The sequence below is a fragment of the Paenibacillus lutrae genome (assembly GCF_009757775.1).
In the GTDB taxonomy this organism is placed as follows: Bacteria; Bacillota; Bacilli; order Paenibacillales; family NBRC-103111; genus Paenibacillus_F; species Paenibacillus_F lutrae.
The window spans coordinates 666,206-691,408 of sequence record NZ_RHLK01000003.1; the positions used below are offsets into that span (position 1 = coordinate 666,206).

Below are 25,203 nucleotides of genomic sequence, written 5' to 3' on the forward strand. Positions count from 1 at the left end.
GGGTTTGGTTCGTTGGGGTTAGGTTCGTTAGGGTTAGGTTCGTTAGGGTTAGGTTCGTTAGGGTTAGGTTCGTTGGGGTTAGGTTCGTTGGGGTTAGGTTCGTTGGGGTTAGGTTCGAGTTGGGGTTAGGTCGTTTGAGTTGGTCAAAATTACCAGATGGATTTGTTAGGGGAGCTGCATACGGAAGGCTAACTGCCTCTGCCTGACAGGAGCAGGCATACAGCATGTGCCCGCTCGTTAAGTCAGAAGATTCCAGAAATAACGGCAGGCACTGGTTATAACACTGCGTTCTTCTCGGATTGGTTTAACTTGCGAAGCATACTTCCAATCGTAACGCCTTTGAGATAGTGAATCATATTCTGTTCAGCTCCATCGAGCATTTCATCCATAACGTTCTGCATATTAGCAGAAATAACACAATCGTTATCTTCATTGCCTGAGCACCAATGGGGCTTGAGTGTCCCCAGGGAAGTCAGCGTATAAATGTCCCCCAGAGTAATCAGGTCCGGGTCGCAGTTAAGGATAAACCCTCCCCCGCAGCCTTCCTTGGTCCGGACATATCCTGCTTTGCGCAAACAGCCCATAATTTTACGGATACGCGCAGAATGTGTCGAAACATTAAGGGCGATATCGTCACTAGAAGCCATATGTTCCGGCAGATGGGCCAGGAGCACCAGACTGTGAACCGCGATCGTAAACTCACTGTTCATGACAAAAGCACCTCCTTCTCCTGATGTCCTCCTTATTGTACCAGAAGCGGGGGATCTTGAAAACGGCCGGAACGACTTCGCATGGCTTTTATAGGACCATAATCCCAAAAGGGATGAGCATGTCGCTCAGCAGGGAGACCGGCAAGCCTACCACATTGAAATAATCCCCTTCGATTCCTTCTATCAATGTAGCGCCAATTCCTTGAATTCCATACGAACCCGCTTTATCCGAAGGTTCTCCCGTGGCGATGTAGCGCCGGATTTGGCCCGCATCCATCGGTTTCATTTGTACGCTGGTTCTTCTATGGCGTACTTCACGTATGCTCCCGTTCACACGAAGACAAGCTACCCCGCTGTACACCTCATGCGTCCTTCCTTGAAGGGAAGAAAGCATCCGGAAAGCATCCTCTTCATCCACAGGCTTGCCCAGCACCTGCCCCTCCAGTACCACTATGGTGTCCGATCCGATGACAACAGTCTCCTGGTCGTGTGGACTGGATTGGAAACGCCCGGAGACAGCCTCTGCTTTGCGGAGTGCGAGTTCCTCTACAATTTGCGGCGGAGTCAGCTCGGGAGTGACACCTTCGTCAACATCACTTACTACGATTTCAAACGTAAGCCCCATTCCTTTTAACAGCTCCTGCCGCCGGGGCGAGGAAGAAGCCAAAATGATCCGGGGTATGGTCGTACTGGTTGGTGTCTGCATGTTATCCATGAACTAAAGCCTCCCGAAATTTGTGACAAGTAAATACATGCAACCTGAAAATGTTCTTAGGCTGCCTGACGCGCGAAAGCGGCCTTGTAAGCCGATTAACGGAGAAACACCAATCTATCGCCTATACTTTGCGGTACAGCCAAAAGGCAGCAGCCAGTCCGAGGATACTGCACAAATTCAGCTTGATTTGAAGATTAATGTCGTAACTGATCACCTGGAGGTCTGCACGAGGCTGCCAAACAATGCTTGTCGATTGGGTGAGGAATGACAGGGCCTTGACAGGAGCCAGCAGCTGCCCCGTTATGATGCCGACAATGAGACCGATGATCAGAAATAAGATCAGGGTGAAGCCATTTTTCTTCATCCATTACCCTCTCTTCCCTTGTTTCCCCATAATTATACGGAACCTCCTGACTACGTTCAATCCAAGAAAACAACAATTTGTAACATATTTCTTGCTTACGGCATTGGTAAGTTCCTGTACAATTGGAAACGGGAGGGGATTTTCAGATGGGAAAAAGCAGCAAACTCCTGTGGCTGACCCTTGTGCTACTGCTCGTTTTCCCTTATGAAGCTATGGCCTACAAAGTAGTAGTAGACCCCGGCCATGGAGGGAGCGATCCGGGAGCCATCGGTGTAAACGGTTTGAAAGAAAAGACGGTAAATCTCGATATTTCACTGAAACTCCGGGATGAACTGAGAAAAAAAGGAATCCAAGTGGTCATGACGCGATCGGACGACCGATACTTGGCACTTGCCGACCGGGTTGAATTCACAAATGCCCAAAAAGCGGATATTCTCGTCTCCGTGCATGCGAATTCCAATCCAAGCTCATCACCGGGGGGTTCGCAAGTGCTCTATTATGACAGCGCCTATCCGCAGGCAAGTTATCCTGCCAGCCCTGAGATGGAAGCACTCACACCTTACAGCAAGCAGCTCGCGCAAAAAGTACTGAACTCCGTACTGAAGCAGACCGGCCTTAAGGACCAGGGGTTAGTCCCGAGCGCGGTGTATGTTGTCCGGAAGGGTACGATTCCAAGCGTGCTGGTCGAGACAGCATTTCTGAGCAACTCCAAGGAAGCGGCAATGCTTGCAGATTCCGCTTTCCGCCAGAAGATGGCCAAAGCGATTGCGGACGGCATCGCCGAGTTCCAGCCGCCTGTTTTTGCAGATACGTCCGTTCACTGGGCTAAAGACGCTATCCTGCGCATGAAGAACAAGGGCTGGATGGAGGGAATCGGAAATCTGTTCGAACCCAACCGCGCGTTGACACGTGCCGAATTCGTGACCGTGATGGACAGAGTCTTCCATCTTGACGGCCTGACTGCAGACGGTCCTGATAACGAAGTGCCTGTCTTCAGCGATTTAAAAAGCAATCATTGGTCCTACACAGTCATGTCCAAAGCCGTCCGTCTCGGGCTGCTGAACGGATACGAGGACCACACGGTTCGTCCGAACCAGCCGATTACGCGCGGAGAAGTTGCCGCCGTTTTTCAGCGGCTTCGGCAAATGACCGGCGTACCTACCCAGACGCCGCCGAGCGGCAGCTTTGTTTTCAATGATGTGCCGGCTTCCGCCTGGTACGCGCCTGCCGTGTTTACGCTTAAAAAATCAGGCATCATTGATGGCGTGACCAACACCGAATTCAAACCGAACCGTTACATATCCAGAGCGGAAATTGCCGCAATGATGGACCGATACGCTGCGAATCAGCCATAGAATACAGCAAAAAGCAACGCCTGGACATAAACAGACCAGGCGTTGCTTTTTTGATGTAGAAGCAAGTCTGACGGCTCTTCTTGGTTCTGGCCGCTGCAGCACTGTGCGCTGTGTAATTCGCTGCTGCTTAATTCCGCTTAAGCCTCTCTTAAGCGGATAAACGGCCCCCGTTAAGCCGAAGATGCAGTCAGCAGCTTCATCAGCTGCTTCTCGGTGATGACGTACTGCATCAGCGCCTCCTGCGCCTCCGCAAGAAGGCCGGCAGCCGGCGCTTTCGCATAGTCGCCGAGCTTTGCCACCGCCCGGCCGAGAGCGGCATTCATCGCGTCGATCTGCGGCTTGGCCGCGTCGGGGATGCCGGCTCCGACCGCCGGCTGCAGTGACGCCCATGTGCTCCGGGCGGCAGTCAGCTGCTGCAGCGACGCCGCATCGAGCGCGCCAGGGGCCGCTTCCGCCAGCTCCGCTGCGGAGAGACTGCCGGCCATGCCCGCCAGCTTCGCGCCCTGCGCGAGGTAATCCGCGAGCGGCTGGGCGCTGCCGCTCTTCCAGAACACCTTGCCGACAGCAGGAAGGTCGAGCGGCTTCGCGAAGACCTCCACCTTCCTTGCGGCAAGAGCGTTCTTCAGCTTGGCGGCGTCCTCCTTGCTCCCGGCGACACCGACGTACACCGTCGTCTTGGCCCCGGGCTCCGCGACCGCTGCAGCGCCCTTGCTCCGCGCGTCGGAGCGTGCCGTCTCCGCGCTCTGCGGTGTGCTGAAGATGCCATGCTGCAGCACCGTGTAAGAACGCGCCGGGATAGACACAGCAGCGGAACTGCCGCCTACCGGCGTCAATGCTGTGCCGGCACCCCCCACGGCCGGAGCCGTGACGCCGGGAAGGGCTGCGGGGTCTTCCGGCTTCTGCGTCGGCGTGGTGACGCCGCTGTCCGGCTGAGAGGTTACGACCGCAGACTGGCCCACGTCGATAGAGATCGGCTTCTCACCGTTTCCCGAGAACATGGATAACACAAAATAGCCAAAAGCTGCGCCGGTTACAAGCGCGCCCGCTACGGACGTCGCCACCTTCAGCCACCCTCCTCTGTCACCGGAACGGGCATAGCGTACTCCCCCAGTTCCCGGTTCATCCCAGTGCAGCCGGTTGTACGGATCTTCATAAACGGGACCCCGTTCTTGAACTTCTTCGTACGGAACGGGACGGCGGTGACCCTCTTTATGAAGCTCATGCTTTTCAAGCTGCAAATCCCGTCTATTTCCCCTATATGAATCAGGTTCATGATCTTCATCAACGGCTTCCGGCGGATAAGATGGCGCTAACTCCGTGTTCTCTTCCCTGATCTTCTTCTCTTTGACCGGATAAATAAAATCTGGGGCCGCTCCTCTGCTGCTGCCTTCTATTCTATCTTGCGTATGAGAAGCCTCTTGGCGTGAAGAGACAGGTTCAGAACCATCCCTATAGTTCTGCTCCATTTCCCATTCGTACGTACCGAATTCCGGCTTTCTGTCACCAGCAGCATATTCATCCCTTTCCCCCATCGAGACCGGATCTTTATTTCCCGACAGCCCCGGCTTCTCTACGGAAGTAGGAGTTCTTCCCCGCCCATGATCCTGCGTTCCTTGATCCGCAGGGTTAGATTCGCGAATGAGCCGGGCGATACGTTCTGTTTCCTCATCAAAAGGGCTCTGCCAGGATCCAAAGTCGGAAGTAAATTCATTCAACCCTTCATACTCATCCGCAGGTTCTCTCCTGTGTTTACCGGTCTTAGCACCACGGTGCCCGCCTCCCGCGTCCGGTGATGCCGTATTATCCTCCCTCCAAAGCGTTTCGGATACGGAGAACTCCTCTCTTGTCAGAGGTATAATTTTGCTGCCTGATCTATGGTCTTTATGTTCCGGGCGGTCATCCCCATCATCCATCCGGTACGTGATTCTCGCTTTATTCATGCTCTTCCTCTCCTTATGACCGTTCTGCTATGAGTCTATGAACCGCAAAAGGAGATTATGCCTATCTTTTGCACAAGTTTGATAGATTTACGGTCCGCTGCCGCCCAGAATCCCGCAAACACAAAAAGCTCCCCTTCATCCGAAGATGCAGGAGAGCTTTCGAGTGATGTATACAATCAACTTGTAGACCGGGATATCTCCGGACTATTCTTCGTAACGGGCACGCAGCGTCTTAGCTAGGCCATCGGCCGTTTTCCAGATGTCGCCTGCGCCCATCGTGATCACGAGATCCCCCGGCTTGACGCGTTCGGTCAGATAAGCCTCCGCTTCATGGCGGGTCGGGATGTAAGTAACGTTCGGATTACTGTTCTTACGGATCATCTCGACCAGCTTCTCCGAAGTGATTCCTTCGATCTGCTTCTCTCCCGCAGGCGAGTAGATATCCGTAATAAGCACTTCGTCCGCTTCTTTAAAAGCATGACTGAACTGCTCGAATAAGTAAAAGGTGCGGGTATACCGCTGCGGCTGGAACACTGCAATAAGATGTTTGCCGGTTGCTTTGGCGGCGCTGATCGTCGCTTCGATCTCTGTCGGGTGGTGAGCGTAGTCGTCAATGACAAGAATGTCATTCACCTCGCCGAGCACCTGGAATCTGCGCTTCGCGCCGCGGAATTCCTCAATGGCAGCGGCTACCTGCTCGAAGGACAGCCCCGATTCCATACAAGCAATCAGTGCGGCCAGCGCATTGTAGACATTGAACCGTCCAGGTACCGACAGGCGCATCCTTCCCAGTGTCTCGCCTCCCCGCAGCACGGTGAATGCGACTTTGCGATCGCCAAGTTCTATATCCGTGGCCATGTAATCCGCCTCACGGTCGATTGCAAAAGTAACCGTCTTGCTGCGGATTTGCGGCACCATTGCGCGCAGATATTCATCGTCCAGACAAATAATCGCACGGCCGTCTTCACGAACCTGACTCAGGAACTGGGCATAGGCAAGCTTCAAATTCTCGAAATTCCCGTCATAGTTCTCCAGATGATCGGCTTCGATGTTGTTTACGATGGCAAGGGTCGGATGATACTGCAGGAAAGTGCCGTCGCTCTCATCGGCCTCAGCCACTACATAGTCGCCTTTGCCCGCTTTGGCATTGGAACCGATGTTCATGATTTCGCCGCCGATAATATAGGTCGGGTCGGTTCCGCAGCGTTCCATCACGAGTGCGATCATGGAAGAGGTGGTGGTTTTACCGTGCGCACCCGCAACGGCAATCCCTTTGCGCTCGTTCATGAGCCTTGCAAGCATCTGGGAACGGTGGATGATCGGAATGTTCAATTCCCCTGCCGCAACCATTTCCACATTATCTTTGGATAAAGCCGTGGAGTATACGACCAGATCTGCGCCTTCTACGTTCTGCGCTTCGTGGCCGATAAACACACGGGCTCCCTTGGCTCTGAGCTTCTCGGTCAGTTCCTGCTGGGCAAGATCGGAGCCGGATACCTGGTAACCCATTTCGAGCATCACTTTAGCGATTGCACTCATGCCGTATCCGCCAATGCCGATAAAGTGTACGTGTTCTAGAGTATTCAATGTCGTTCTCACCATCCTTTTTCAGAGTCGGTCGTGTATAAGAGCCAAGAACGAACATCGGAGATCATATAGAGCGTGCCGGATACGACCGCCAAATCTTCCTGTCCCGTTCGCTGCTTTAACTGTTCAAGCGCCAGCTTCCAATCCGGTTCTACTACGATTTCAATATCACGGTCTACATGGAGTTCCTGTAATGTTTCTTGGGCACGCTGGGCAAGCCGGGAAGCACTTTCTTTTTTATGAAAATCAGGTTCCGTAAGTATAAGGGTATCCACCATTGGTAGTATATGCCTGAAATACCCGGGTTGATTCTTGGTGGACAACATGCCGATCATCAAATGCAGTTTCTTATACGTGTAAATATCCTCCAGGGCAGCTGCCAGGGTCTGCGCCCCTTCGGGATTGTGCGCGCCATCCAACAAAATGCGGGGCGATTCCGACACCATTTCAAGGCGTCCCGGCCATTCGGTCTTGCTCATAGCCGCATACAAGTCTTCTTCTTCGACAATAAGCGCATTGTACTGCCGCAGCACTTCGAGTGTCATGAGCGCGGCAGCCGCATTCTTAAATTGATGGGCCCCGTCCAGCGAAACAGGCACATTCTCGATTTTGCGGAACGGCCCGCTAAAATTCAGCCGCTGTTCACCCAGACCGCCAGATACCGGCTCATAGCTGAAATGCTCGCCCAGCACATAGGCTGTCGCGCGTTTACTTTTGGCTTCATTCTTGAAAAGCCCGATAATCTCCGGCTGCTCCACCGTCGTAACGAGCGGAACGCCCGGTTTGATAATACCGGCTTTCTCCATAGCTACTTTCTCAAGCGTGTCTCCCAGAATGTCCATGTGATCATGGCCAATGTTCGTGATGACAGATACGACCGGAGCTACTATATTGGTACAGTCCAGTCTTCCGCCGAGGCCCACTTCCAGGACTACGTAGTCCGGGTATGTAACGGTCCCGAAATACAGCAAAGCGAGCGCCGTGCAGATTTCAAACATCGACGGGGAACCGAGCTCCGTAGCCGCGATTTCATCTGCTACCGGTTTCAGCCGGTTTGCCAGCCTCAGCAGGGTCTCTTCTTCTATGTCTTGACCGTTATATTGTATACGGTTCGTAAACTTCTCCAGATATGGGGAGGTAAACGACCCGACATCATAGCCGCATTGTCTCAAAACTTGAGTTAAAAAGGCGCAAGTGGAGCCTTTACCGTTCGTTCCGCCTACATGAATGAACTTCAATCTGCGGTGAGGATGGTTCAGTTTCTCCATCAGCAGTTCCATCCTCTGAAGTCCCGGTTTAATTCCGTTAGGGATTAAACCATTAATCCAGTTTACCGCTTCGCTATACTGCCCGAATGCGGGAATGGCCGTTTCTTGTTCTTCCATCCTAATCATCCCTTTAGTTGATATGAATCGCGGTGCCTCCGCCGCTAAGGGACGTCATGCACCGCGATTATAGAAGTGTTATGCGCTATTCTTTGAGTTCAGCCAAACGAGCCTGCACTTTATCCCGTTTCTCGGCATAATCGGCCATTTTGGCTTTCTCTTCTTCAATAACTTTGGCAGGTGCTTTGGCGATGAAGCCTTCATTCGAGAGCTTCTTCTCAATCCGGCTGACTTCGCCGTTCAATGTCTGGATTTCTTTCTCCAGACGGGCGACTTCCTGGCCGATATCGATCAAGCCTGCAAGCGGGAAGAACAGCTCCGCGCCTGTCACTACAGCGGTCATAGCTTTGTCCGGCGAGGCAAGATCCATGGAGATGCCGAGCTCGGAAGTGCTGCAGAAACGGCGGATATATTCTTCGTTACGCAGCAGAATCGTCTGCGCTTCAGGAGTAGACGGTTTTACGAGCAGCTCGACTTTCTTGCTCATCGGAACATTTACTTCCGCCCGTATATTCCGTACGGCGCGGATCACGTCCATGAGCAGTTCCATCTCGCGCACGGCATCGGCGGCTTCGAACTTCTCGTCATAAGTCGGCCACGCAGCGAGCGTGATCGTGTCTCCTTCGTGCGGCAGATGCTGCCAGATTTCTTCGGAGATAAACGGCATGAACGGATGAATCAGGCGCTGCGTGCGATCGAGTACGTAAGCGAGTACGGACTGAGTCGTTTTCTTCGCCGCTTCGTCCTGACCGTACAGAGACAGCTTGCTGAATTCGATGTACCAGTCGCACAGATCATCCCAGATGAAGTTGTACAGCAGACGGCCGGTTTCGCCGAATTCATACAGATCGATCAAACGTGTGACTTCACGGGACGTTTCGTTCAGACGGTGCAGAATCCAGCGATCCGCCGTTCCAAGCTCCCCGCTAAGATCGATGTCCGCCGCGGTGAAGCCTTCCAGATTCATCAGCGCAAAGCGCGAAGCGTTCCAAATCTTATTCGCGAAATTGCGGGTCTGCTCTACGCGTTCTATGCGGAAGCGCAGATCCTGGCCTGGCGTGCTGGAGGTGGAGAGCATATAGCGCATGGCATCTGCCCCGTAGTTCGCAATGACTTCGAGCGGATCCACGCCGTTGCCGAGCGATTTGGACATCTTGCGTCCATCCGCATCCCGGATCAGACCGTGCATCAGCACATCCTGGAAAGGAACCTGATCCGTAAATTCAAGGCCGCTGAAAATCATCCGTGCTACCCAGAAATAAATGATGTCATAACCGGTGACGAGTACATTGGTCGGATAGAAGCGCTGCAGGTCTTCGGTCTGCTCAGGCCAGCCCAGGGTGGAGAAAGGCCACAGCGCGGAAGAGAACCAGGTATCCAGGACATCTTCGTCCTGGCGGATATTCTCACTGCCGCAGTGCGAACATTGGTGAGCATCTTCGTGAGCTACGGTTACTTCCTGACAGTCCGAGCAATACCACGCAGGAACGCGGTGCCCCCACCACAGCTGGCGGGAAATACACCAGTCACGCACATTCTCGATCCAATTCAGGTAAATTTTCTCGAAACGGTCCGGTACAAAGTTAACGCCTGTGCCGTTCTTCTGGGCTTCGATTGCGCGGTCGGCGAGCGGCTTCATCTTAACGAACCACTGCGTGGACAAGTAAGGCTCCACGACGGCGCCGCTGCGCTCACTGTGGCCAACCTGGTGAATGTGCTCCTCGATTTGGACGAGGATCCCCTGTTCCTGAAGATCCGCCACAATCTTCTTGCGGCAATCGGCACGGTCCAGTCCCTGGTACGGGCCTGCATTGCTGTTCATCGTGCCAGATTCGTCCATTACGAGAATTTGCGGCAGATCGTGACGCTTGCCCACTTCAAAGTCATTCGGATCGTGTGCCGGCGTGATTTTAACCGCACCGCTTCCGAAATCCTTTTCTACATACTCATCTGCAATAACCGGAATTTCACGGCCTATAACCGGAAGCACGAGCATTTTACCGATCATATGTTTGTAACGGTCATCCTCCGGGTGAACGGCTACGGCTGTATCGCCGAGCATCGTCTCCGGACGCGTGGTAGCGACGGTAATCGAGCCGCTGCCGTCCTTGAGCGGGTATACGAGATGGTACAGGTTGCCCTGCACTTCTTTATATTCAACCTCGATGTCAGACAGGGCCGTCTGCGCTTTCGGGTCCCAGTTAATAATGTATTTGCCCCGGTAAATGAGCCCTTTGTTATAGAGGCTTACGAATACTTCACGCACGGCTTTGGACAAACCTTCATCGAGCGTAAAACGCTCCCGGGAATAATCAAGGGAAAAGCCCATTTTGGCCCACTGGTCCCGGATGGTATTCGCGTAAAGGTCTTTCCATTCCCAGACTTTCTCCAGGAACTTCTCGCGGCCCAGATCATGACGGGACAAACCTTCCGCACGCAGGTTCTGTTCAACTTTGGTCTGTGTAGCGATACCCGCGTGGTCCGATCCCGGAAGCCATAGCGTATCGTACCCCTGCATCCGTTTCGTACGGACCAGAATATCCTGCAGCGTAAAATCAAGCGCATGGCCCAGATGCAGCATGCCTGTTACGTTCGGCGGGGGAATAACGATCGTATAAGTCTCCGCGTCCGGACGCTGGCCCGCACGGAAGTATCCGTTCTTGATCCAGTAGTCGTACCACTTCTTCTCGCTTTGCGAGGGATCATACGTAGTCGGCATGGAAACCGAAGTTTTATCGTTTGTTTCTGCCATAGTCCATTTCCTCCATTCAAATACATGTACACTATTTAAGCCAACAAAAAAATCCTTCCGCCGCAAAGGACGAAAGGATGTGCTTCCGTGGTACCACCTTCATTTCACGCCCGTTCCGCGAGTAAAAGGAGACGGTGCATGACACTTGAGGCGCAGATAACGGTGCGGCCGGTTTGCGCTAATCGACTACCGTGTCCAGCACGGCAGGGCATTCACGCAAACAACTCCGGGGCGACTTCGTACGGCCGTCTTATCCCTGCGGAACCTTCCAGCGCTGCGGTTCCACTCTCTGAAGGGCTCGCCGTCTACTACTCCCCATCTACGTTGATTCAGTCATTAAGAACGATTCATAGTTAAGCATATAAATTACACTCTATGATAAACCAGAACTACCGATAACGTCAATCTTTCGAGCCCTGCATCTACCTGCATTCATCCTTCCCAACTTAGCATTTGTATAAACTCGCATCGTGTTTTTTTCATAGACGGATCTTCTTACAAATGTTTCAAATAAAAATAAATGTATTATTGTATAACAATCCCAATATTGAAATAAATAAGTAGGGAGAATGATTATTTTAACTAAAAAATCATTTTAGAAGGAGTGTATTATGAAAAGGACATCAAAAACCGTTTATGCAGCTGTCTTGGCCGTAGGAGTCACTTTCTCAGCTGTCTCTGCTTACTCTACGGTCTCTCAAGCTTCTGTTCAATCCCCGCAATCCGATCCATCCATACAACTTGATAAAACAAAAATTAAAAACAAAACGCATTCCAACAAATTGAAATCTTTAAGCCATGACAAAAAAGCAACATCTGATTATCTAAATAGTCTCGACACTAAAGGCTTACTGGAAACAGCCGCTGAGTATTCAGAAGGGACGGATGATGTATTCAATGAAGGTGTGGCCTTGATCGCTCCTACCTTAATCTCCAAAACAAAGAATGGAACCCACGCCAAGCAACTGGATCAATTGGTGAAAGATAAATCAAATAATAAAAAGTACAGGTTGTTCTTAATTGATCTCCACAGCCAACAGAAGAATGAAGATCAAGGCGACTTGATAAATGATACGCTTATGAATGTAGCAGCGGACAAGACAGAAGATCCCGACGTCAGGTCTTATGCGCTGGGTGAATTAAAAAAGGACAGTAAAGAAGATAAGGTAAAAAAAACAAAGAAAGACAAGGCATTGGTTGACCTTTTCTCTGATGATACAACACCCGATAAAATTAAAGGCAATGCCTTAACGGCTATGAGAAGAACAGAAAATCCTCATTTGTCCGAAGCCGTTAAAAGCGTTATAGATAAACACGAACAAAAAGACAGCACCTTATTGCGACACGCGATTATAGCAGGCAGTAAAAGCCGGGTGTACTCGGATGTAAAAAAAATCAAAACAATAGCGAGCACAACTTCTGATCCAAAAGTTTACGCCAGTTCCGTATACGGACTAGGACTTCTGAGTAATGAAGAAGCTCTGAAAGCCGTGTTGGAAATTAAAGACAAGCATAATAACCGGGATATTGTTCACTATGCCCTCATCTCCAATCAAAAGCTGATACTAAACTTACTGGCCAACGATCAATCGAAAGACAGCTTGTTAACGGCCGTACAAGCTGCCGAAGTGTCAACTCTGCATTCCGCTCTGGATAAACTTCAGGAAATCGCCAGAAACAATCCGGACAAAGAAGTTAGAGACAAAGCGGAACAAGCAATAAAAACAATTAACGCTACCCCTAAATCCAGTGTTCCTTCAAATGCCGAAAAGTGGGAGGACTAATAACAATGATGAGACGAATAGGAATAATGGCAGTACTGTCAGTGTCAGCAGCAAGTATTGCAAGCTTTTCCGCACCAAATTCCGCATACGCGGATGCAGAGGCTTTATACAGGACCGGACCTATGCCCAACTATTGGGAACACGCGGGTATCCGTAAAGCAGGATCGGGCGTATATGAAATTAAGGGCTATGGCTATACGGTCGATTTGAATAGCTTCACCGACTTTGTCGGCTCCGAGACCTATCTGGGCCCGTTCACCAACCCTACTATGACAGCAACCGACAAGAAAAATGTCTTAAGCACTGTAGCTGCTATGGCTGCGGATCCGGATATTAACTATGTCGGAGTGAATATGATAGACTGGGATGCCAATTCGGGTGAATCTATTGCCCCGAGTGAAATCGATGACATACGATGTGACGGAGTTGTTGAATATGCTTATGAATGGAACAATCACTGGGTATGGGGCAGAACTACAGATGGAACGAAAAACGGCACCCCTACTAACTTCGATGTATCCAACATAAAATATGCCAAGGAACACCAAAATCTGGGCGGAGATCAACCGTGGTTCGAAACGAGTCCGCTTGTGCAGCGTGGAGGCGCGGGAACCGCTTGGACAAAACTTAGAAAAACGACCACAAATTAACTTCACTTCATGCTATCATTCAATAAAAGGAGTGGATGCATTTGGATGAAGATTTAATAAAATTAATCGTACCTATACTTATTTCTCTGATCCTTACGATTATTATTAGTGTGAGAAGTATTAGACACGGCAGCTTGAAACCGACCTTATTATACACGGCTCTTATAAATGGTGTAATTCTGCTTATAGGCTTCTTATGGCTCTGGATGAGTACTCCTGACGGGCTTGCTCAGCTTGCCCAGGCGGGTATCTACGGGATTGCATTTGTCTTCATTCTGGTAATAAATATTGCGATTGTATTAATCGGCAAAAAAAAATCATTCTGAGTTCCCAACACAAACAGCTTTAGTCCGGTGTCAGACCGAGCTAAGGCTGTTTTGTTGTCCTGAAGAATAAGAGGGGTTGCCGCGTACTGAAATTTCATCATATTCAAGACTGGCGCCGCATAAACTGGTAGCGGTTATTTCTCAACACAAACGAAGGGGATGCTCATGCAAAAATGGTGGTGGAAAACCCGGTACACTGTTCGGGGCGTGCTTTTCCCGTTGATCTGCATACAATTTGTGCGCACGCTGATCCTTCCGACGGGTCTGGACGTGTTTCTGTTGTTTGTCTTATTTCTTGCCTACCTCGGTTTTCTGTTAGACATGTATTAAGACGTCCAAGGGCGCTTATTAATGAAGGAACCGTTCAGCCGCTTCTCAAAACCGGGTCAATGACTATCCTTGACAGCGTAAAAGGGGTGCCTCTGCTGACCGGCACCCCTTTACGCTTGTCCTATAACGCATGACGGCGAATTTTCCTTATGCTGCTTCTATAAGAACTCCCAGAAACCCGCTGCCGTTTTCGATGCAGCGCTCTTTGCGATTGATTTTGCGCCTGCGCCGCGTATGATTCCACTGCCGTGTTAAGGTAATACGCAATCCGTTTGCAGACCTTCAAGCATACTAAGATGAAAGTCATCCGTGAACAACAACCGCGTCTGCGGCCTTCTCCATGCTTAGCATGGAAAGCCTTCATGTTTGAATAATTGTCTCCAGCCTTTGTTCCCGGACAAGAAGAGGTTCTTGCTGCCGCGAAAGAATCGATAATCGTCCGGGATACGCTTCCAGCCGCTTTGTGATTTCCTTTAAACGAAAGCCGAGTTCTCTATAAAAAAGAATTGCTGCAAACGTTCCAGCTCCTGCATCCCATATAACCGGCAGCCTGCCTCACTGATTTCACCCAGGCATACCGGAAGATGCAGTGACTCCAAAACAAAGCGAGAGAAACAAGAGGCACGAATGAAGTACGGCAAGATTTAAGATGGAGCGTTCGTAAATTTGAGGTAAGTCCTGACCACACCTGTATATCCTTGGCCGAATTCTCTCGCTTCCTAAATTTTGCAGCTTCTTCAGTTACCTGCAAAAAAACTTCCCCGCGTTGTATACCGGGGAAGTTTTCTTTCCTAGCTTGTTTTACTCTGCCGTGAGAGAGATTGGACTGGCAGCAGCCCAGCCTCCTACAGGGGTGACCTCATAGTCAACACCGGAAGCAAGCTTGGCATGATTCTGCAGTTCGAACACGCCGACTGCGCCTTGCCGGGTCTGTACTTTGTATTGCGCTGTCAGCATCGTGCCGTCCGAGCCTTTCAACTGTACGGAACGATAGGCGAATAGCTCATCCCCCGGATCTTCGGATAGCGTAACGTTAAGCGTGGCCGCATCCAATTGTGATACAGATGCAATAGTCAGCGGTTGAATCGTTTGAGCCACGAACGTATTGTTCTTAAGTTCGAACCAGTCTCCTGTTACGGAATATTTCACTCCAGGTACCAACTGCGTTCCGGCAGGCAGACGGAATTTGGGTTCTTGCCTGCCGTCGGTCGACTGAGTGAAACCGACATAATTGACCGTCACCGGCGCACCGCCTTCAGGTGTCAGTGTTGCCTGTCTTGAAGCAAGCGACGGGATTACTTGCATTTTTTGCCCGTTATACTGATTGTTCTCGTCCAGAATGATTGCGTTCGCACCGCGGCCTCCGGCGTATGCAGAGATCAGGTACCCATAATCCACGACCCCTTCTGTGCGCAGCGAATCCACTTCGAAGGTATCGGAAGTTACTTGGCGGATATCACTCAGACGGATTTTCTCCGTACTGGCCGCTGCCGAAAGAGTCTTTAAGCCTTTATAGTTCGTTGTATACGTTGTACCCGCCGTCATGGTTTGTACAGGAACAATATAGGTAGCAAAAGATCCCGTCTTCAGTCGCGGCTGATTAACGAGCTTTAATCCATGATCAAAAGCAAAATTAGCATTGGCTTCAGCCGTCGTCTCGTCTTCAAGGGAAAGAGGTGCCGAGAACGTCACTTCGAAAGTAATTGCATTCAATGCTTGTATCGATACGATCTCAGCGGTTTCCGAACGGACAGCTTTCTTGGAGAGCACGATCAACTGAGCCGTTTCTCCACGCGTGATAGTACCCGTACCCAGATTCAAGCCTTCCATCCAGTACTGAACGGATTTGACATCGCGCTTCAGGGCTTTGGCAATCATCTGCGCTATATCACTGCTTTCCGCAGGCTTATTCGGCTGAAATTCATCCGCAAGGTCGACGAGGCCGTTAGCCGCGGCCGTCTCCACATAAGAGGAATACCATGTGTTCCGCTTCCCTTCCTCTTGCTGAACTGTGCCGCTTGGATCGAGCCCGAGCGCGACCACGATCATTTTGAGCAGCTCCGCATTCGTTACCTTCTTGTCTAATAGCAATTGGCCGCTACCGTATCCTTGAATCACGCCTTCGCTTATCAACTGCTGCACGGCTTGCTCTGCCTGCTGATTGTCATTCGCCGTCACAGCCTTTTGAATGCTGGCTGCAGGGTTTAACGGTGCTGCCTGTACCTGATAGGGAAGCAATGCACCTCCGCCCATTAGTGCTGTTAGAGCCAGCATGGCTGCTGTCTGATTTAGCTTGTTCATTGTCCAGCTTCCTCTCGCTATAAAGTGGTGTTTGTGTGATGCATTCATCATAATCCACCACTCTAAATCCGCTTCAAAGGAAGTCTAAACTTTTTATAAACAAACAGATAAATATCTTCACAGGAGTCAGACCGTGAACCGGTAGCCCGCTCCCCATACGGTCTCAATGAACTGCGGATTAGAAGGGTCCGCCTCAATCTTCTCCCGGATCCGGGAGATATGCACGGTCACCGTCGCGATCTCGCCACTTGATTCGAAGCCCCAAATTTTATCGAACAGCTCCTCTTTGTTAAACACGCGGTTAGGATGCGCGGCCAAGAACACAAGCACCTCGAATTCTTTGGCAGTGACCGCCACTTCCCTGGCATTCACGAACACCCGGCGGGATAGTTTATGAATGGACAGCTCTCTAATTTCGATCGTATCCGGTTCTTGCGATTTGCCGCCGGTAAACCGCTCATACCGGGACAGATGAGCTTTGGCTCTGGCAACCAGCTCATTGGGACTGAAAGGCTTCGTGACGAAATCGTCCGCACCGAGGCCGAACCCCCGGATTTTATCGATCTCCTCATTCTTGGCCGAGACAATTAACAGCGGCACATCCAGCTGCTTCCTTATTTGCCTGCATATCTCGAACCCATCCACACCCGGGAGCTGGAGATCGAGAATGATCAGATCGTGTTCGGCGCTGCGAGCCCGGGCAAGCCCTTCCAACCCGTCATGGCACAGCTCCACTGTGTAGTCATGAAGCATAAAGTAGTCTCTCTGCAGTTCTGCGATATAGGGGTCATCCTCTATAATTAAAATCCGCTTCATACGATTATCACCGACGATCCACAAATATTTTCAAAGTAAAATAGACACTCGTGCCTTGCCCCGGCTCACTAGCCGCCCAGATCGTTCCACCGTGGCCCTCGATAATCTGCCGGGCAATGGAAAGTCCGAGCCCGCTTCCTCCCGCCCCCAGACTGCGGGAAGGTTCCTCCCGGTAGAAGCGCTCAAAGATATGCGGCAACGACTCGCGCTTAATACCGGGGCCATTGTCCGCAAGCTTGACCCTTATATGCTCACCTCGCTCTTCTATCCCGATTGTTATTTTCTTAGGGTCCTGGTTCAGATATTTGAAACAATTATCAAATAAATTCATCATCACACGCTTCAGCTTCTCGCGATCCGCAAGCACGAACCGCTCCTGCCGAGGAGCCTGTTCCCAGCTTACTTCAACAGAATGAGTATCGAATTCAATGGCCAGCTCGCCGACTACGCGATGCAGAAACCCGTTCAGCTCCACTTGCTCGAATGAGAAAGGTTCCTTCTTCAAATCAAGCTTCGAATAAAGCAGTAATTCTTCTACCAGTCTCTCCATGTCCGCCGCGCGCGTATGGATAGCCTCGACATATTTGTCGAGCTTCTCCTGCGTATCCGTTACGCCGTCCCGGATCCCTTCCGCATAGCCTTTTATCGTTGTGATTGGCGTCCGCAGATCATGAGAAATATTCGAAAGCAGTTGCTTGCGGTTCTCTTCATAATGAAGCTGGAGCTGAATAGAGTCGTACAGCTGCTTCCGCATTTCCTCGAACGTCATGACCAGCTGGCCCACTTCATCCGTAGATGCAGATCGCAGTTCGAACGTCAAATCTCCATCCTTGATATGCTCCGCCGACTGCCGCAAACCATCGAGCGGCTGAACGATCTTGCGAGTCACATACCGGTAGAGCAAGAAACCGGTTAATAACAGGATGGCCGTGAATACAGCAATCAGAATAGGCAGCAGCTTTCGAACCACCTCGGCAAATGGGCTTCTCTCCCGCAAGACGAAGATACTCCCCTTATCATCCTTGGCTGCCGAGAAATAGAAATCGAATTTGGCGTACGAGAAAAATCGACTTCCCGCATTTATCGTATTCCGGATGGAATGATTACCTAAATCGTACGGGGGCAGAATCTCCGCAAAATTCACCCCTTCAAAGATGGGGGCCGCATAAATGAGTTCGTCATGATTGCGAACAACCAGACCGGCTTGAACCATTTTCAGCTTGAAATCGTAATCCTCCAGCAGCAGCCGATCCTTTAATTTCTGCGGATCGTGTTTGGCCAAATATTTCAGATCGATAAAGATGGTTTCCTCTTCTTCGGAAAGCGGATGAAGCGAATAATGGATCTTGTAGAAGCTGCTAATGCTCCGGAAATCGCCGGTTACCGCAACGGATAACAGGTATGCCGCAGACACGAACAAAATAACGGAGACCACCACAACCGATGTAAAAGACAAAAGCAGCCTGAATCGTATAGACACATCTCGCACGCCTCTCAAAATGCTCAAATTAAACCGAACCGCTCACGAGCCGGCCCCGGTGCCATACCGCTTGACGCTCCGCCCTTCGCGCTACCGCTTCCGCGGAGCAGCTCGCATGGACCAGTACAAAACTTGCCGCATCGCCGGCCTTAGGCCATACCTGCTCACCTTCATGATTCAGCGGCGTTATCCCGCCTGTAATCAATCCAAGAGAATGGGATAAGGCCCCTTCATCCTGATACCCGTACAATTCTGCGTACCGCCCCGCTTTCTCCAGTTGATCTCCGTTTCCAAAAGGTGACCAGTGATCCGTAAGGCTGTCTGTTGCCAATTTGACGGTAACACCTTGCTCGACCAGCATAGGAAGAGGCATCGCCGCTCTTCCGATCGGGACCGTTGAAGCGACGGACATGCCAAGCGACGCCAGCCGCCCGGCCATTTCTAGCGCTTCTTGAGGCTCAGCGCCCGCAAACCAGAATGCGTGGCTGATTGTGACTTGCCCCTGCAGTCCGGCTTCCTCGGTCAGATCAGCAAGACGCATCAGCGTATGTTTGCCAGCATCTGCGCTATCGTGCAGGTGAATATCAATACCGGCTTGATGCTCGACCGCTAATTCAACCAGGGTCTGCAGTGATTTCTCGATATCCCCGTCCACCGTATGCGGATCGACTCCGCCTACATGAGTCGCCCCCTCTGACAAGGACTGTCTGACCAGCCGGACAGAATCCGACCTGAGCAGTCCGTGCTGCGGAAAAGCTACAATTTCCGAAGAAATTTTGCCGGAGAATGTATCCAAAGCCTGCAAAGTCGCCTCTAACCTGCGCAGACCGCTGACCGGTTCGATATTGCAGTGGCTGCGTACATGCGTGGAACCCAATCGCTGAATAAGCGCCAGAATACCTTCCGCTTGTTGTCTCGTGAGTGGCAGCAGCTTAGGCAATAATACTTTCTCTTCTTCAATCCGCTCGAAGATGCTCCGCGCTTGCTTGACCGCTTTCCACGGGCCGCCGTAATACGTTTTATCCAAATGAATATGAGCCTCTTCAAAAGAAGGGAGCAGCAGCAGCTCTTTTCCGTTATACTTCGGAAGATCACTCGGAGGAAGCGGCTGTGACCGGATCACTTCAGCGATTACACCGCCCTCAATCCGAATGTGACAAATCTCCGTGTCCGTCCCGACTATTTGCCCGTCCTCCATGTTGTAGCCCTGTTCTATTCTTACATTCGTTAACCAATAGCAAGCATTCAGCATACCATCCCGTCCTTCTCTATTATTAAAAAGGCCTTGATTAAGCCCCGGCATCTTCCAGTAAACGCTCGATCGCTGTAAAATGATGCGCTTTTGCATGTTCCAGCGGGGTAACCCCGTTCTTATCCGGGATTGTCACATCCGCCCCGTGCTCAATTAGCAGCCGGATGACCTGCTGCTGTTGTTCTCCGCCGTTACTCAAGACAATCGCTTCCATTAATGCCGTCCATCCCAGATTGTTAACATGATTGACGTCAACCTCCGACCCTGTGAGCAGCTCCCGGACAACGTCCACATAGCCGTGTTCCGAGGCGGGAATAAGCGCTGTTCCCCCATAACGGTTCGTGATCGTCGGATCTGCTCCGGCCTCGTTCAAAATCTTCACGATTTCGAGCAAGCCTTCCGCGCCGGCGTATAAGAAAGGATTATCCAGTTTGTGATCCTGCAGATTGATATCGGCACCCGCTTCAATCAATGCCCGGACCGTATCTGCCTGGTTGCCGTGTGTGGCGGCAAGAATCGCTGTCCGTCCCTGCTCATCTCGTGCATTGATATCTGCCCCTTCCCGGATTAATTGCAATACCCGGCTGGTATCTCCGTTTTCTGCGGCTTGAATAATGGACACATTCATTGTCTGCACATCCTCTTCGGCTAAGTTTGCAGGCTGCTGACAACCGGCCAGCAGCCAGATAACCATGGAAATGATGATCATTCGCATAGGAGTCGCCCTCTTTCTTCTGAAGGTACTTGTATGGTACCATAGCCCTTACTATACGAAAAATATTTATAAAGTTTAGTTTCCATACTTTTATCGTTTGGACAGGAGACCTTCGCCCTATGGATATTCGCCAGCTCCGCTACTTCATAGCGATCGCGGAAGAGAAGCAAATTACCGCGGCAGCCCAAAGACTCCACATGACGCAGCCCCCGCTCGGACAACAATTAAAGACCCTGGAACAGGAGCTTGGAGTCCAGCTTGTGATCCGAACCGGTAAACTCTTAGAACTGACCGATGCCGGCCAGGCCTTATACAGACATGCCATCCACTTGACCAAGCTTCTGGAAGAATCGCAGACCGAGGTCAAAGAAATCGGCATGGGGATACGAGGCAAGCTGACAATCGGAGTCAACACCTTGTCATCGGCCCCTTTGCCCCATTTACTGCGTGCTTTTAAAACCCGCTACCCCAAGGTTACTTATAAAATACAGCAGAATGAATCCGACCAGCTTCTCCGGCTCATGAGAGAGCGCTCCATCGAGCTTGCCATCGTACGGCTCCCGCTGGATCTTAGTGATTTTGAAGTGCTGCGGCTTCAATCCGAGCCCTTCTACTTCGTAACAGCTACTACCTTCGTGCCGGAAGCACGCGAATTCAGCTATGCCGATATTCAGCGCTATCCGCTTATTCTGCCCAGTGCAGAAGGACTCGGGCTCTATCAGAGCATCATCGATCAATTTGCCGGGCGTGGTCTGGCTGCCGACGTCATCGGGGAATGCTCGGATATCGTCACGCTGCTGGAGTGGGTATCTTCTGGAGACGGGACCACGATTATTCCGGAGTCCATCCTGAAGCTGCATCGCGGATATGAAATTCAATCCTTTGCCATCGCAGACAGCCAGCTGAGATTCGCAACCGGATTAATCTGGTTGAAGGATCGCTATTTAACCAAAACCGCGCAGCACTTCATCGAACTTATGAAAGAAATGAAACTCACGGAATAAGAAAATACAAAAAGACGATCGGATGTTACTCCGGGTCGTCTTGTCATGAGTGTGGCTATAGAAGAGCAAAACCTTATCTTGCGTTAATGAGCGGAGCAGGCGAATCTTACGCTCCAAACCTCTGTCGATAGCCGCATTTTCTGCATAATTCCTCGACCGCTTCCCTGCGGGAAAACCCGTCGACGAGATTATTTGCCCGCTCGCCCTCCACGATGTCGGCAAATGAAGTCTGGTTAATGTTCCCCAGATTGATGACTCCTTCTCCATCCAGGCAGCACGGCACCACCGTCCCGTTCTCGAGAATGGCCGCCTGGCTGCGAAGTCCATGACAGAAGCCTTTCCCGTCATCCTCCGGTGCTGTCAGACTCGGCCATTGGAATTCATAATCCTGGTTCAAATAAACATGATCGGAGATTCTCACCCCTCCGCCGGGCACGACTTTTTCCTCAATTTTGTAATCGAGTCCAAATTCCTTCTCTATCATTTCGAGTGTCTGCCGGTTCCTGCTCTTTTGAAGATTGGTCGCGTTATCCTGCGTCAAATTCCAAAGACGGAAAGAAAAAATGACCTTGTGTTCCTCCGCCTCTCGGACAAAGGAAAGGATCTCTCTCAAGTAACCCTCGCGGTTGGTTGAACCCTCATGGCCGTCAAAGCTGTGGAGCGAGAAGTTCATTTGTCTAAGGGCGGGCTTGCCCAGCAGTTTGTGCCGATTCTTCGCAATCAACGTTCCGTTCGTCGTGATATTGACTTTAAAGCCCTTCTCGTGGCTAATATCCAGCAGTTCCCCGATCTTGGGATGAAGAAGCGGCTCTCCTTTGACGTGCAGATAAATATAATTTGTATAAGATTTGATCTCATCCAGCCTCTTAGCAAAGTCCTCCACTTTAATAAAACTCGCTTTACGTTCCGTAGGCGGACAAAAGGTACAAGCAAGATTGCAGATGCTGGTGATCTCTATGTAAACTTTCTTAAATGCTTTCAAGATGTTCTGTCTCCGTTCCATATGTCTATAATGATAGGATATTTGCTAGATCTCATCCAACATCGTAACATAGGAGGGATTGTACAGCTAGAGTTAAAACCTCGTTTTGCATTCTTAACAAAATTCTCCTGCCTTACTGATCCAAGTCTCTTTCGATTCTTTAAGCTGCCATCTGTCATTTTTGAAATAAACAATGCCCTTCACACCGACAGCGCCATCCCCTGCTCTATATTTAACAATTCCTTTGCCTGACCCTATCGTGTTCTCTGCCCCGGTCAGAATAAAAAAAGATGGTGCCTGGAAGGTCACCATCTTGGAGCCAAACTTATGCGGCTCGAGCCTATTCTTCTTTATAATCAATCTTTGTATCGATTCCGATCGTGTTGGTCTCACTATCCCAAGTAATGCCGATGTTGAACGCTTTGGCGATGTCGCGAAGCTTCAAATAGTTATTCCCATCGATGTTATAAGCAACGATTTCTATTTCTTGACCATCCAGATACATCTTAGAATTTGTCGGCTTGGCCTCTTTAGAAACCGGATTGTCCGATAGTGCAAGTTCTCCGCCGGCAGTTGTGTAGGCTTTGCCCGATTCAAGATTTATAGCATTCTTGGCATCGTCCCAGCTTACCTCGAAATTCTTATCGGTCCCATTCACAACCATAGCAAGATCACGAAGCTTGAAATAGTTGTTATCGTTTATATTATAGGCTTGGAAAGCTGTTTCTTTCCCGTTGACTAAAACCTTAGAAGCGGTTGGTGCAGCCAAGGCTGCGTCCTCTTTAACTGTTTCACTTGCCCCGGCTTTATCTACAAACATAAAATTCAACTCGTTAACTGAGAAGATACTATCCCCATTTTCATTCTGAACAAAGAAATCAAATCGATAGGCGGCTTCCGTAGTCAACTCTGCCTTCAAATTATACATAAAGCTGCCGTCATCAGAAAAATCTCCGTTAACATTGTCCATTTGTCCCCACAGGACGTCACCTGGATAGGAGTCTAAAGTCTTGGCACTTTTATCCGTAGTGATAACTTTAAAGATGGTATATGTACCGTCGCTATTCTTCTCCGGTTTCTCCATGACAACAACATTGCCTTCAAAAACATCTTCTTCTGATTCCAGTTTAACTTGTTTCATCTCAACAAAGTTTGGAACAATTATTTTGTAACCGGAATTTTCATCAACCAGATCAAAAGACTCCCCCTTAAATTCCTCGGCAAAAGCATTGATTGATGCAAAAACTGAAATGACTAAAGCAAAGATTAGCATGACCGAAACTTTCTTAAACTTTCTGCGCATTGTTTCATCTCTCCATTTCCCTTGTTTACCTGAGGAATGCTCAGGCTTCGAACTTATAAATTTTTACTTTCCAGATTATTATAAACAAAAAATGCGCAAAAATCCATTTAATATATGTCTAATTACCTAATTATTCAAAAAATAAAATAAATCTTAAGACCTAATTTTCTTTTATAATTCAAAAAAATCTATGCGCTTAAAGACGAACCGGAATCGAACTGAACTCGTTTGGCTTTGACTAAGGCAAAGAGTAGGATCATAGCGACAAAAGAAAAAATCGCACACCATAGATAGACGTTGCGGTATCCGAACGCATCCGATAGTAAACCGAACAGCAAAAATCCGAGCAAGGAGCCGATTTTGCTTGTGTTGGAATAGAGAGCCGTCGCTGTACCGGGCATATCCGGTATGAAGTCCTGGAAGTAGGTAATAGCAATGCCGCTCGTAATAGATATGTATGCCGCGCTAAGCACCTGGATCGGGAATATATGCCAGATTTCAGTGGCGAAGAAGATCGTTCCGAAATAAGCTAGAGCGAGCAATGAGCCTAGACGAATCAGGTGATCGCTTTTAAAGCGTAATGCCAAAATGCCAAACCCAAGCATAAAAGGAATTTCGAATACAGGCGGAATACTGAAAATGATACCGACATCCTTCTCCTCACCGTTCAATACCTTCGTTACGAATTGAGCCATATTCAGCGAGCCGATCGTGTTCGCTACAGAAATCAGTGTAAAGGCAATCAAGTTAACAAATATAAACGGTTGGAAGATAACTTGGCGCAGAGGAATCGAAGCTTGGGGCGGTTTTGATGCGACTTCTTCCTTAGATGTCCTTTTGAGAGAGAGCAGTACGATACCTACGACGATGATATAGCAGGAGGCTGCTACCAGGAACATCCCTCTGAAACCGAAATAGAGCAGGACATAAGCCGAGATGGCAGGACCTACGGTCCAAGACAGGGCGAATAGGACACGCAATATATTCATATAAAACGGAATCTCTTTGGCAGGCAGTTTAGCCTTCACCAATACCTCCCGTCCGTAAGCAAAAACTTGTGGAAAAGTAGAGGAAGCTATACCTAAAAATATGGCGGAGATCGCGAGAAGCACGTAGTAGTTGCGAGAATAGGCAAATCCGATATATCCGATCGCTCCAGCGAGAGCACAAAGAATAAGAATCATCTTACGGTCAGATGCACGGTCAGACAACTTGCCGATATACGTGCTGATACCGACACCGCAGAGCGTGGATACCATCATAAAAACCCCGAAAGACGTGTTGCTCATACCGATTTCATCAATCCCGAACATGGAATTGAACGGCAGTACAAATGAGAAAGCGATCCCAAGAAAAACATTGACCAGCAAAATGACCGGAAAACCATCAATTCCCATTACAGATTGTGTTCGATTTCTAACTGCAGCCAAAAAGTTACTCATTCCATCCCCC

General features: G+C 50.0%; 20 protein-coding genes. 5 read left to right on the plus strand and 15 right to left on the minus strand.

The features are described from left to right. Nucleotides 1-275: 275 nt before the first annotated feature. From EDM21_RS09085 to EDM21_RS09095, 3 genes are all read right to left on the minus strand, one after another. A complete protein-coding gene (locus tag EDM21_RS09085; protein WP_157334774.1) occupies nt 276-710 on the minus strand; it encodes an Rrf2 family transcriptional regulator in 435 nt (144 codons plus the stop codon). A gap of 88 nt (nt 711-798) precedes the next feature. After that, nucleotides 799-1,425: a Maf family protein gene (locus tag EDM21_RS09090; RefSeq protein WP_157334775.1), complete on the minus strand. Its 627-nt coding sequence runs from the start codon at nt 1,423-1,425 to the stop codon at nt 799-801. Nucleotides 1,426-1,546: 121 nt separating this feature from the next. Then, on the minus strand, nt 1,547-1,789 hold the full coding sequence (locus EDM21_RS09095; RefSeq protein WP_068774142.1) for a DUF4321 domain-containing protein: 243 nt from the start codon (nt 1,787-1,789) through the stop codon (nt 1,547-1,549). Between the two features lie 146 nt (nt 1,790-1,935). On the opposite strand from EDM21_RS09095, the gene EDM21_RS09100 reads away from it, so the two are divergent. After that, nucleotides 1,936-3,144, plus strand: a complete 1,209-nt coding sequence (locus EDM21_RS09100; RefSeq protein ID WP_157334776.1) for an N-acetylmuramoyl-L-alanine amidase — start codon at nt 1,936-1,938, stop codon at nt 3,142-3,144. 170 nt (nt 3,145-3,314) lie between these two features. On the opposite strand, the gene EDM21_RS09105 is transcribed toward EDM21_RS09100, so the two are convergent. From EDM21_RS09105 to EDM21_RS09120, 4 genes are all read right to left on the minus strand, one after another. Further along, nucleotides 3,315-5,084 (minus strand): SPOR domain-containing protein, encoded by a 1,770-nt coding sequence (locus tag EDM21_RS09105; RefSeq protein ID WP_157334777.1) that lies wholly within the window; start codon nt 5,082-5,084, stop codon nt 3,315-3,317. A gap of 204 nt (nt 5,085-5,288) precedes the next feature. Then, nucleotides 5,289-6,671, minus strand: a complete 1,383-nt coding sequence (murC, locus tag EDM21_RS09110; RefSeq protein ID WP_157334778.1) for a UDP-N-acetylmuramate--L-alanine ligase — start codon at nt 6,669-6,671, stop codon at nt 5,289-5,291. 8 nt (nt 6,672-6,679) lie between these two features. Further along, a complete protein-coding gene (locus tag EDM21_RS09115) occupies nt 6,680-8,056 on the minus strand; it encodes a bifunctional folylpolyglutamate synthase/dihydrofolate synthase (RefSeq protein WP_157334780.1) in 1,377 nt (458 codons plus the stop codon). An 85-nt stretch (nt 8,057-8,141) separates the two neighbouring features. Then, the gene (locus tag EDM21_RS09120) at nt 8,142-10,808 is read right to left on the minus strand and encodes a valine--tRNA ligase (protein WP_157334782.1); all 2,667 of its coding nucleotides are present in this window, start codon (nt 10,806-10,808) and stop codon (nt 8,142-8,144) included. A 611-nt stretch (nt 10,809-11,419) separates the two neighbouring features. Between EDM21_RS09120 and EDM21_RS09125 the strand changes: the two genes are divergently transcribed. From EDM21_RS09125 to EDM21_RS09135, 3 genes are read left to right on the plus strand one after another with little or no spacing between them, the layout of a single operon-like run. Next, nucleotides 11,420-12,592 (plus strand): HEAT repeat domain-containing protein, encoded by a 1,173-nt coding sequence (locus EDM21_RS09125; RefSeq protein ID WP_157334784.1) that lies wholly within the window; start codon nt 11,420-11,422, stop codon nt 12,590-12,592. Between the two features lie 5 nt (nt 12,593-12,597). Then, complete coding sequence (locus EDM21_RS09130; protein WP_157334786.1) at nt 12,598-13,242, plus strand: hypothetical protein; 645 nt, start codon at nt 12,598-12,600, stop codon at nt 13,240-13,242. 41 nt (nt 13,243-13,283) lie between these two features. Then, nucleotides 13,284-13,568 (plus strand): hypothetical protein, encoded by a 285-nt coding sequence (locus EDM21_RS09135; protein WP_157334789.1) that lies wholly within the window; start codon nt 13,284-13,286, stop codon nt 13,566-13,568. 1,131 nt (nt 13,569-14,699) lie between these two features. On the opposite strand, the gene EDM21_RS09140 is transcribed toward EDM21_RS09135, so the two are convergent. The 5 genes from EDM21_RS09140 to EDM21_RS09160 all read right to left on the minus strand — a co-directional run bounded on the left by EDM21_RS09140 (nt 14,700) and on the right by EDM21_RS09160 (nt 20,462). Beyond that, entirely contained in the window at nt 14,700-16,199 is a 1,500-nt protein-coding gene (locus EDM21_RS09140; RefSeq protein WP_157334791.1) for an S-layer homology domain-containing protein, read from the minus strand. 126 nt (nt 16,200-16,325) lie between these two features. After that, nucleotides 16,326-17,015, minus strand: a complete 690-nt coding sequence (locus tag EDM21_RS09145) for a response regulator transcription factor (RefSeq protein WP_157334793.1) — start codon at nt 17,013-17,015, stop codon at nt 16,326-16,328. Nucleotides 17,016-17,022: 7 nt separating this feature from the next. Further along, complete coding sequence (locus EDM21_RS09150; RefSeq protein WP_166541907.1) at nt 17,023-18,495, minus strand: ATP-binding protein; 1,473 nt, start codon at nt 18,493-18,495, stop codon at nt 17,023-17,025. Between the two features lie 28 nt (nt 18,496-18,523). After that, a complete protein-coding gene (locus EDM21_RS09155; protein WP_157334795.1) occupies nt 18,524-19,747 on the minus strand; it encodes an amidohydrolase in 1,224 nt (407 codons plus the stop codon). A 37-nt stretch (nt 19,748-19,784) separates the two neighbouring features. Next, complete coding sequence (locus tag EDM21_RS09160) at nt 19,785-20,462, minus strand: ankyrin repeat domain-containing protein (RefSeq protein WP_420850645.1); 678 nt, start codon at nt 20,460-20,462, stop codon at nt 19,785-19,787. Between the two features lie 119 nt (nt 20,463-20,581). On the opposite strand from EDM21_RS09160, the gene EDM21_RS09165 reads away from it, so the two are divergent. Then, nucleotides 20,582-21,466: a LysR family transcriptional regulator gene (locus EDM21_RS09165; RefSeq protein WP_157334797.1), complete on the plus strand. Its 885-nt coding sequence runs from the start codon at nt 20,582-20,584 to the stop codon at nt 21,464-21,466. Between the two features lie 106 nt (nt 21,467-21,572). Here EDM21_RS09165 and EDM21_RS09170 read toward each other — a convergent pair whose 3' ends face one another. From EDM21_RS09170 to EDM21_RS09180, 3 genes are all read right to left on the minus strand, one after another. Then, nucleotides 21,573-22,448, minus strand: coding sequence for a radical SAM/SPASM domain-containing protein (locus EDM21_RS09170; RefSeq protein WP_068774133.1), 876 nt, complete (start codon nt 22,446-22,448; stop codon nt 21,573-21,575). Nucleotides 22,449-22,788: 340 nt separating this feature from the next. After that, the gene (locus EDM21_RS09175) at nt 22,789-23,751 is read right to left on the minus strand and encodes a stalk domain-containing protein (protein WP_157334799.1); all 963 of its coding nucleotides are present in this window, start codon (nt 23,749-23,751) and stop codon (nt 22,789-22,791) included. 188 nt (nt 23,752-23,939) lie between these two features. Next, on the minus strand, nt 23,940-25,193 hold the full coding sequence (locus tag EDM21_RS09180) for a sugar efflux transporter (RefSeq protein ID WP_157334800.1): 1,254 nt from the start codon (nt 25,191-25,193) through the stop codon (nt 23,940-23,942). Nucleotides 25,194-25,203 lie beyond the last annotated feature (10 nt).

What these genes read in the sequence shown, in the direction of transcription:
- EDM21_RS09165 (WP_157334797.1), top strand. Translation starts at nt 20,582, where the DNA reads ATGGATATTCGCCAGCTCCGCTACTTCATAGCGATCGCGGAAGAGAAG.
- EDM21_RS09120 (WP_157334782.1), bottom strand. Translation starts at nt 10,808, where the DNA reads ATGGCAGAAACAAACGATAAAACTTCGGTTTCCATGCCGACTACGTAT.
- EDM21_RS09125 (WP_157334784.1), top strand. Translation starts at nt 11,420, where the DNA reads ATGAAAAGGACATCAAAAACCGTTTATGCAGCTGTCTTGGCCGTAGGA.
- EDM21_RS09175 (WP_157334799.1), bottom strand. Translation starts at nt 23,751, where the DNA reads ATGCGCAGAAAGTTTAAGAAAGTTTCGGTCATGCTAATCTTTGCTTTA.
- EDM21_RS09105 (WP_157334777.1), bottom strand. Translation starts at nt 5,084, where the DNA reads ATGAATAAAGCGAGAATCACGTACCGGATGGATGATGGGGATGACCGC.
- EDM21_RS09130 (WP_157334786.1), top strand. Translation starts at nt 12,598, where the DNA reads ATGATGAGACGAATAGGAATAATGGCAGTACTGTCAGTGTCAGCAGCA.
- EDM21_RS09115 (WP_157334780.1), bottom strand. Translation starts at nt 8,056, where the DNA reads ATGGAAGAACAAGAAACGGCCATTCCCGCATTCGGGCAGTATAGCGAA.
- EDM21_RS09090 (WP_157334775.1), bottom strand. Translation starts at nt 1,425, where the DNA reads ATGGATAACATGCAGACACCAACCAGTACGACCATACCCCGGATCATT.
- EDM21_RS09160 (WP_420850645.1), bottom strand. Translation starts at nt 20,462, where the DNA reads ATGCGAATGATCATCATTTCCATGGTTATCTGGCTGCTGGCCGGTTGT.
- EDM21_RS09100 (WP_157334776.1), top strand. Translation starts at nt 1,936, where the DNA reads ATGGGAAAAAGCAGCAAACTCCTGTGGCTGACCCTTGTGCTACTGCTC.
- EDM21_RS09155 (WP_157334795.1), bottom strand. Translation starts at nt 19,747, where the DNA reads ATGCTGAATGCTTGCTATTGGTTAACGAATGTAAGAATAGAACAGGGC.
- EDM21_RS09140 (WP_157334791.1), bottom strand. Translation starts at nt 16,199, where the DNA reads ATGAACAAGCTAAATCAGACAGCAGCCATGCTGGCTCTAACAGCACTA.
- EDM21_RS09180 (WP_157334800.1), bottom strand. Translation starts at nt 25,193, where the DNA reads ATGAGTAACTTTTTGGCTGCAGTTAGAAATCGAACACAATCTGTAATG.
- EDM21_RS09085 (WP_157334774.1), bottom strand. Translation starts at nt 710, where the DNA reads ATGAACAGTGAGTTTACGATCGCGGTTCACAGTCTGGTGCTCCTGGCC.
- EDM21_RS09095 (WP_068774142.1), bottom strand. Translation starts at nt 1,789, where the DNA reads ATGAAGAAAAATGGCTTCACCCTGATCTTATTTCTGATCATCGGTCTC.
- EDM21_RS09145 (WP_157334793.1), bottom strand. Translation starts at nt 17,015, where the DNA reads ATGAAGCGGATTTTAATTATAGAGGATGACCCCTATATCGCAGAACTG.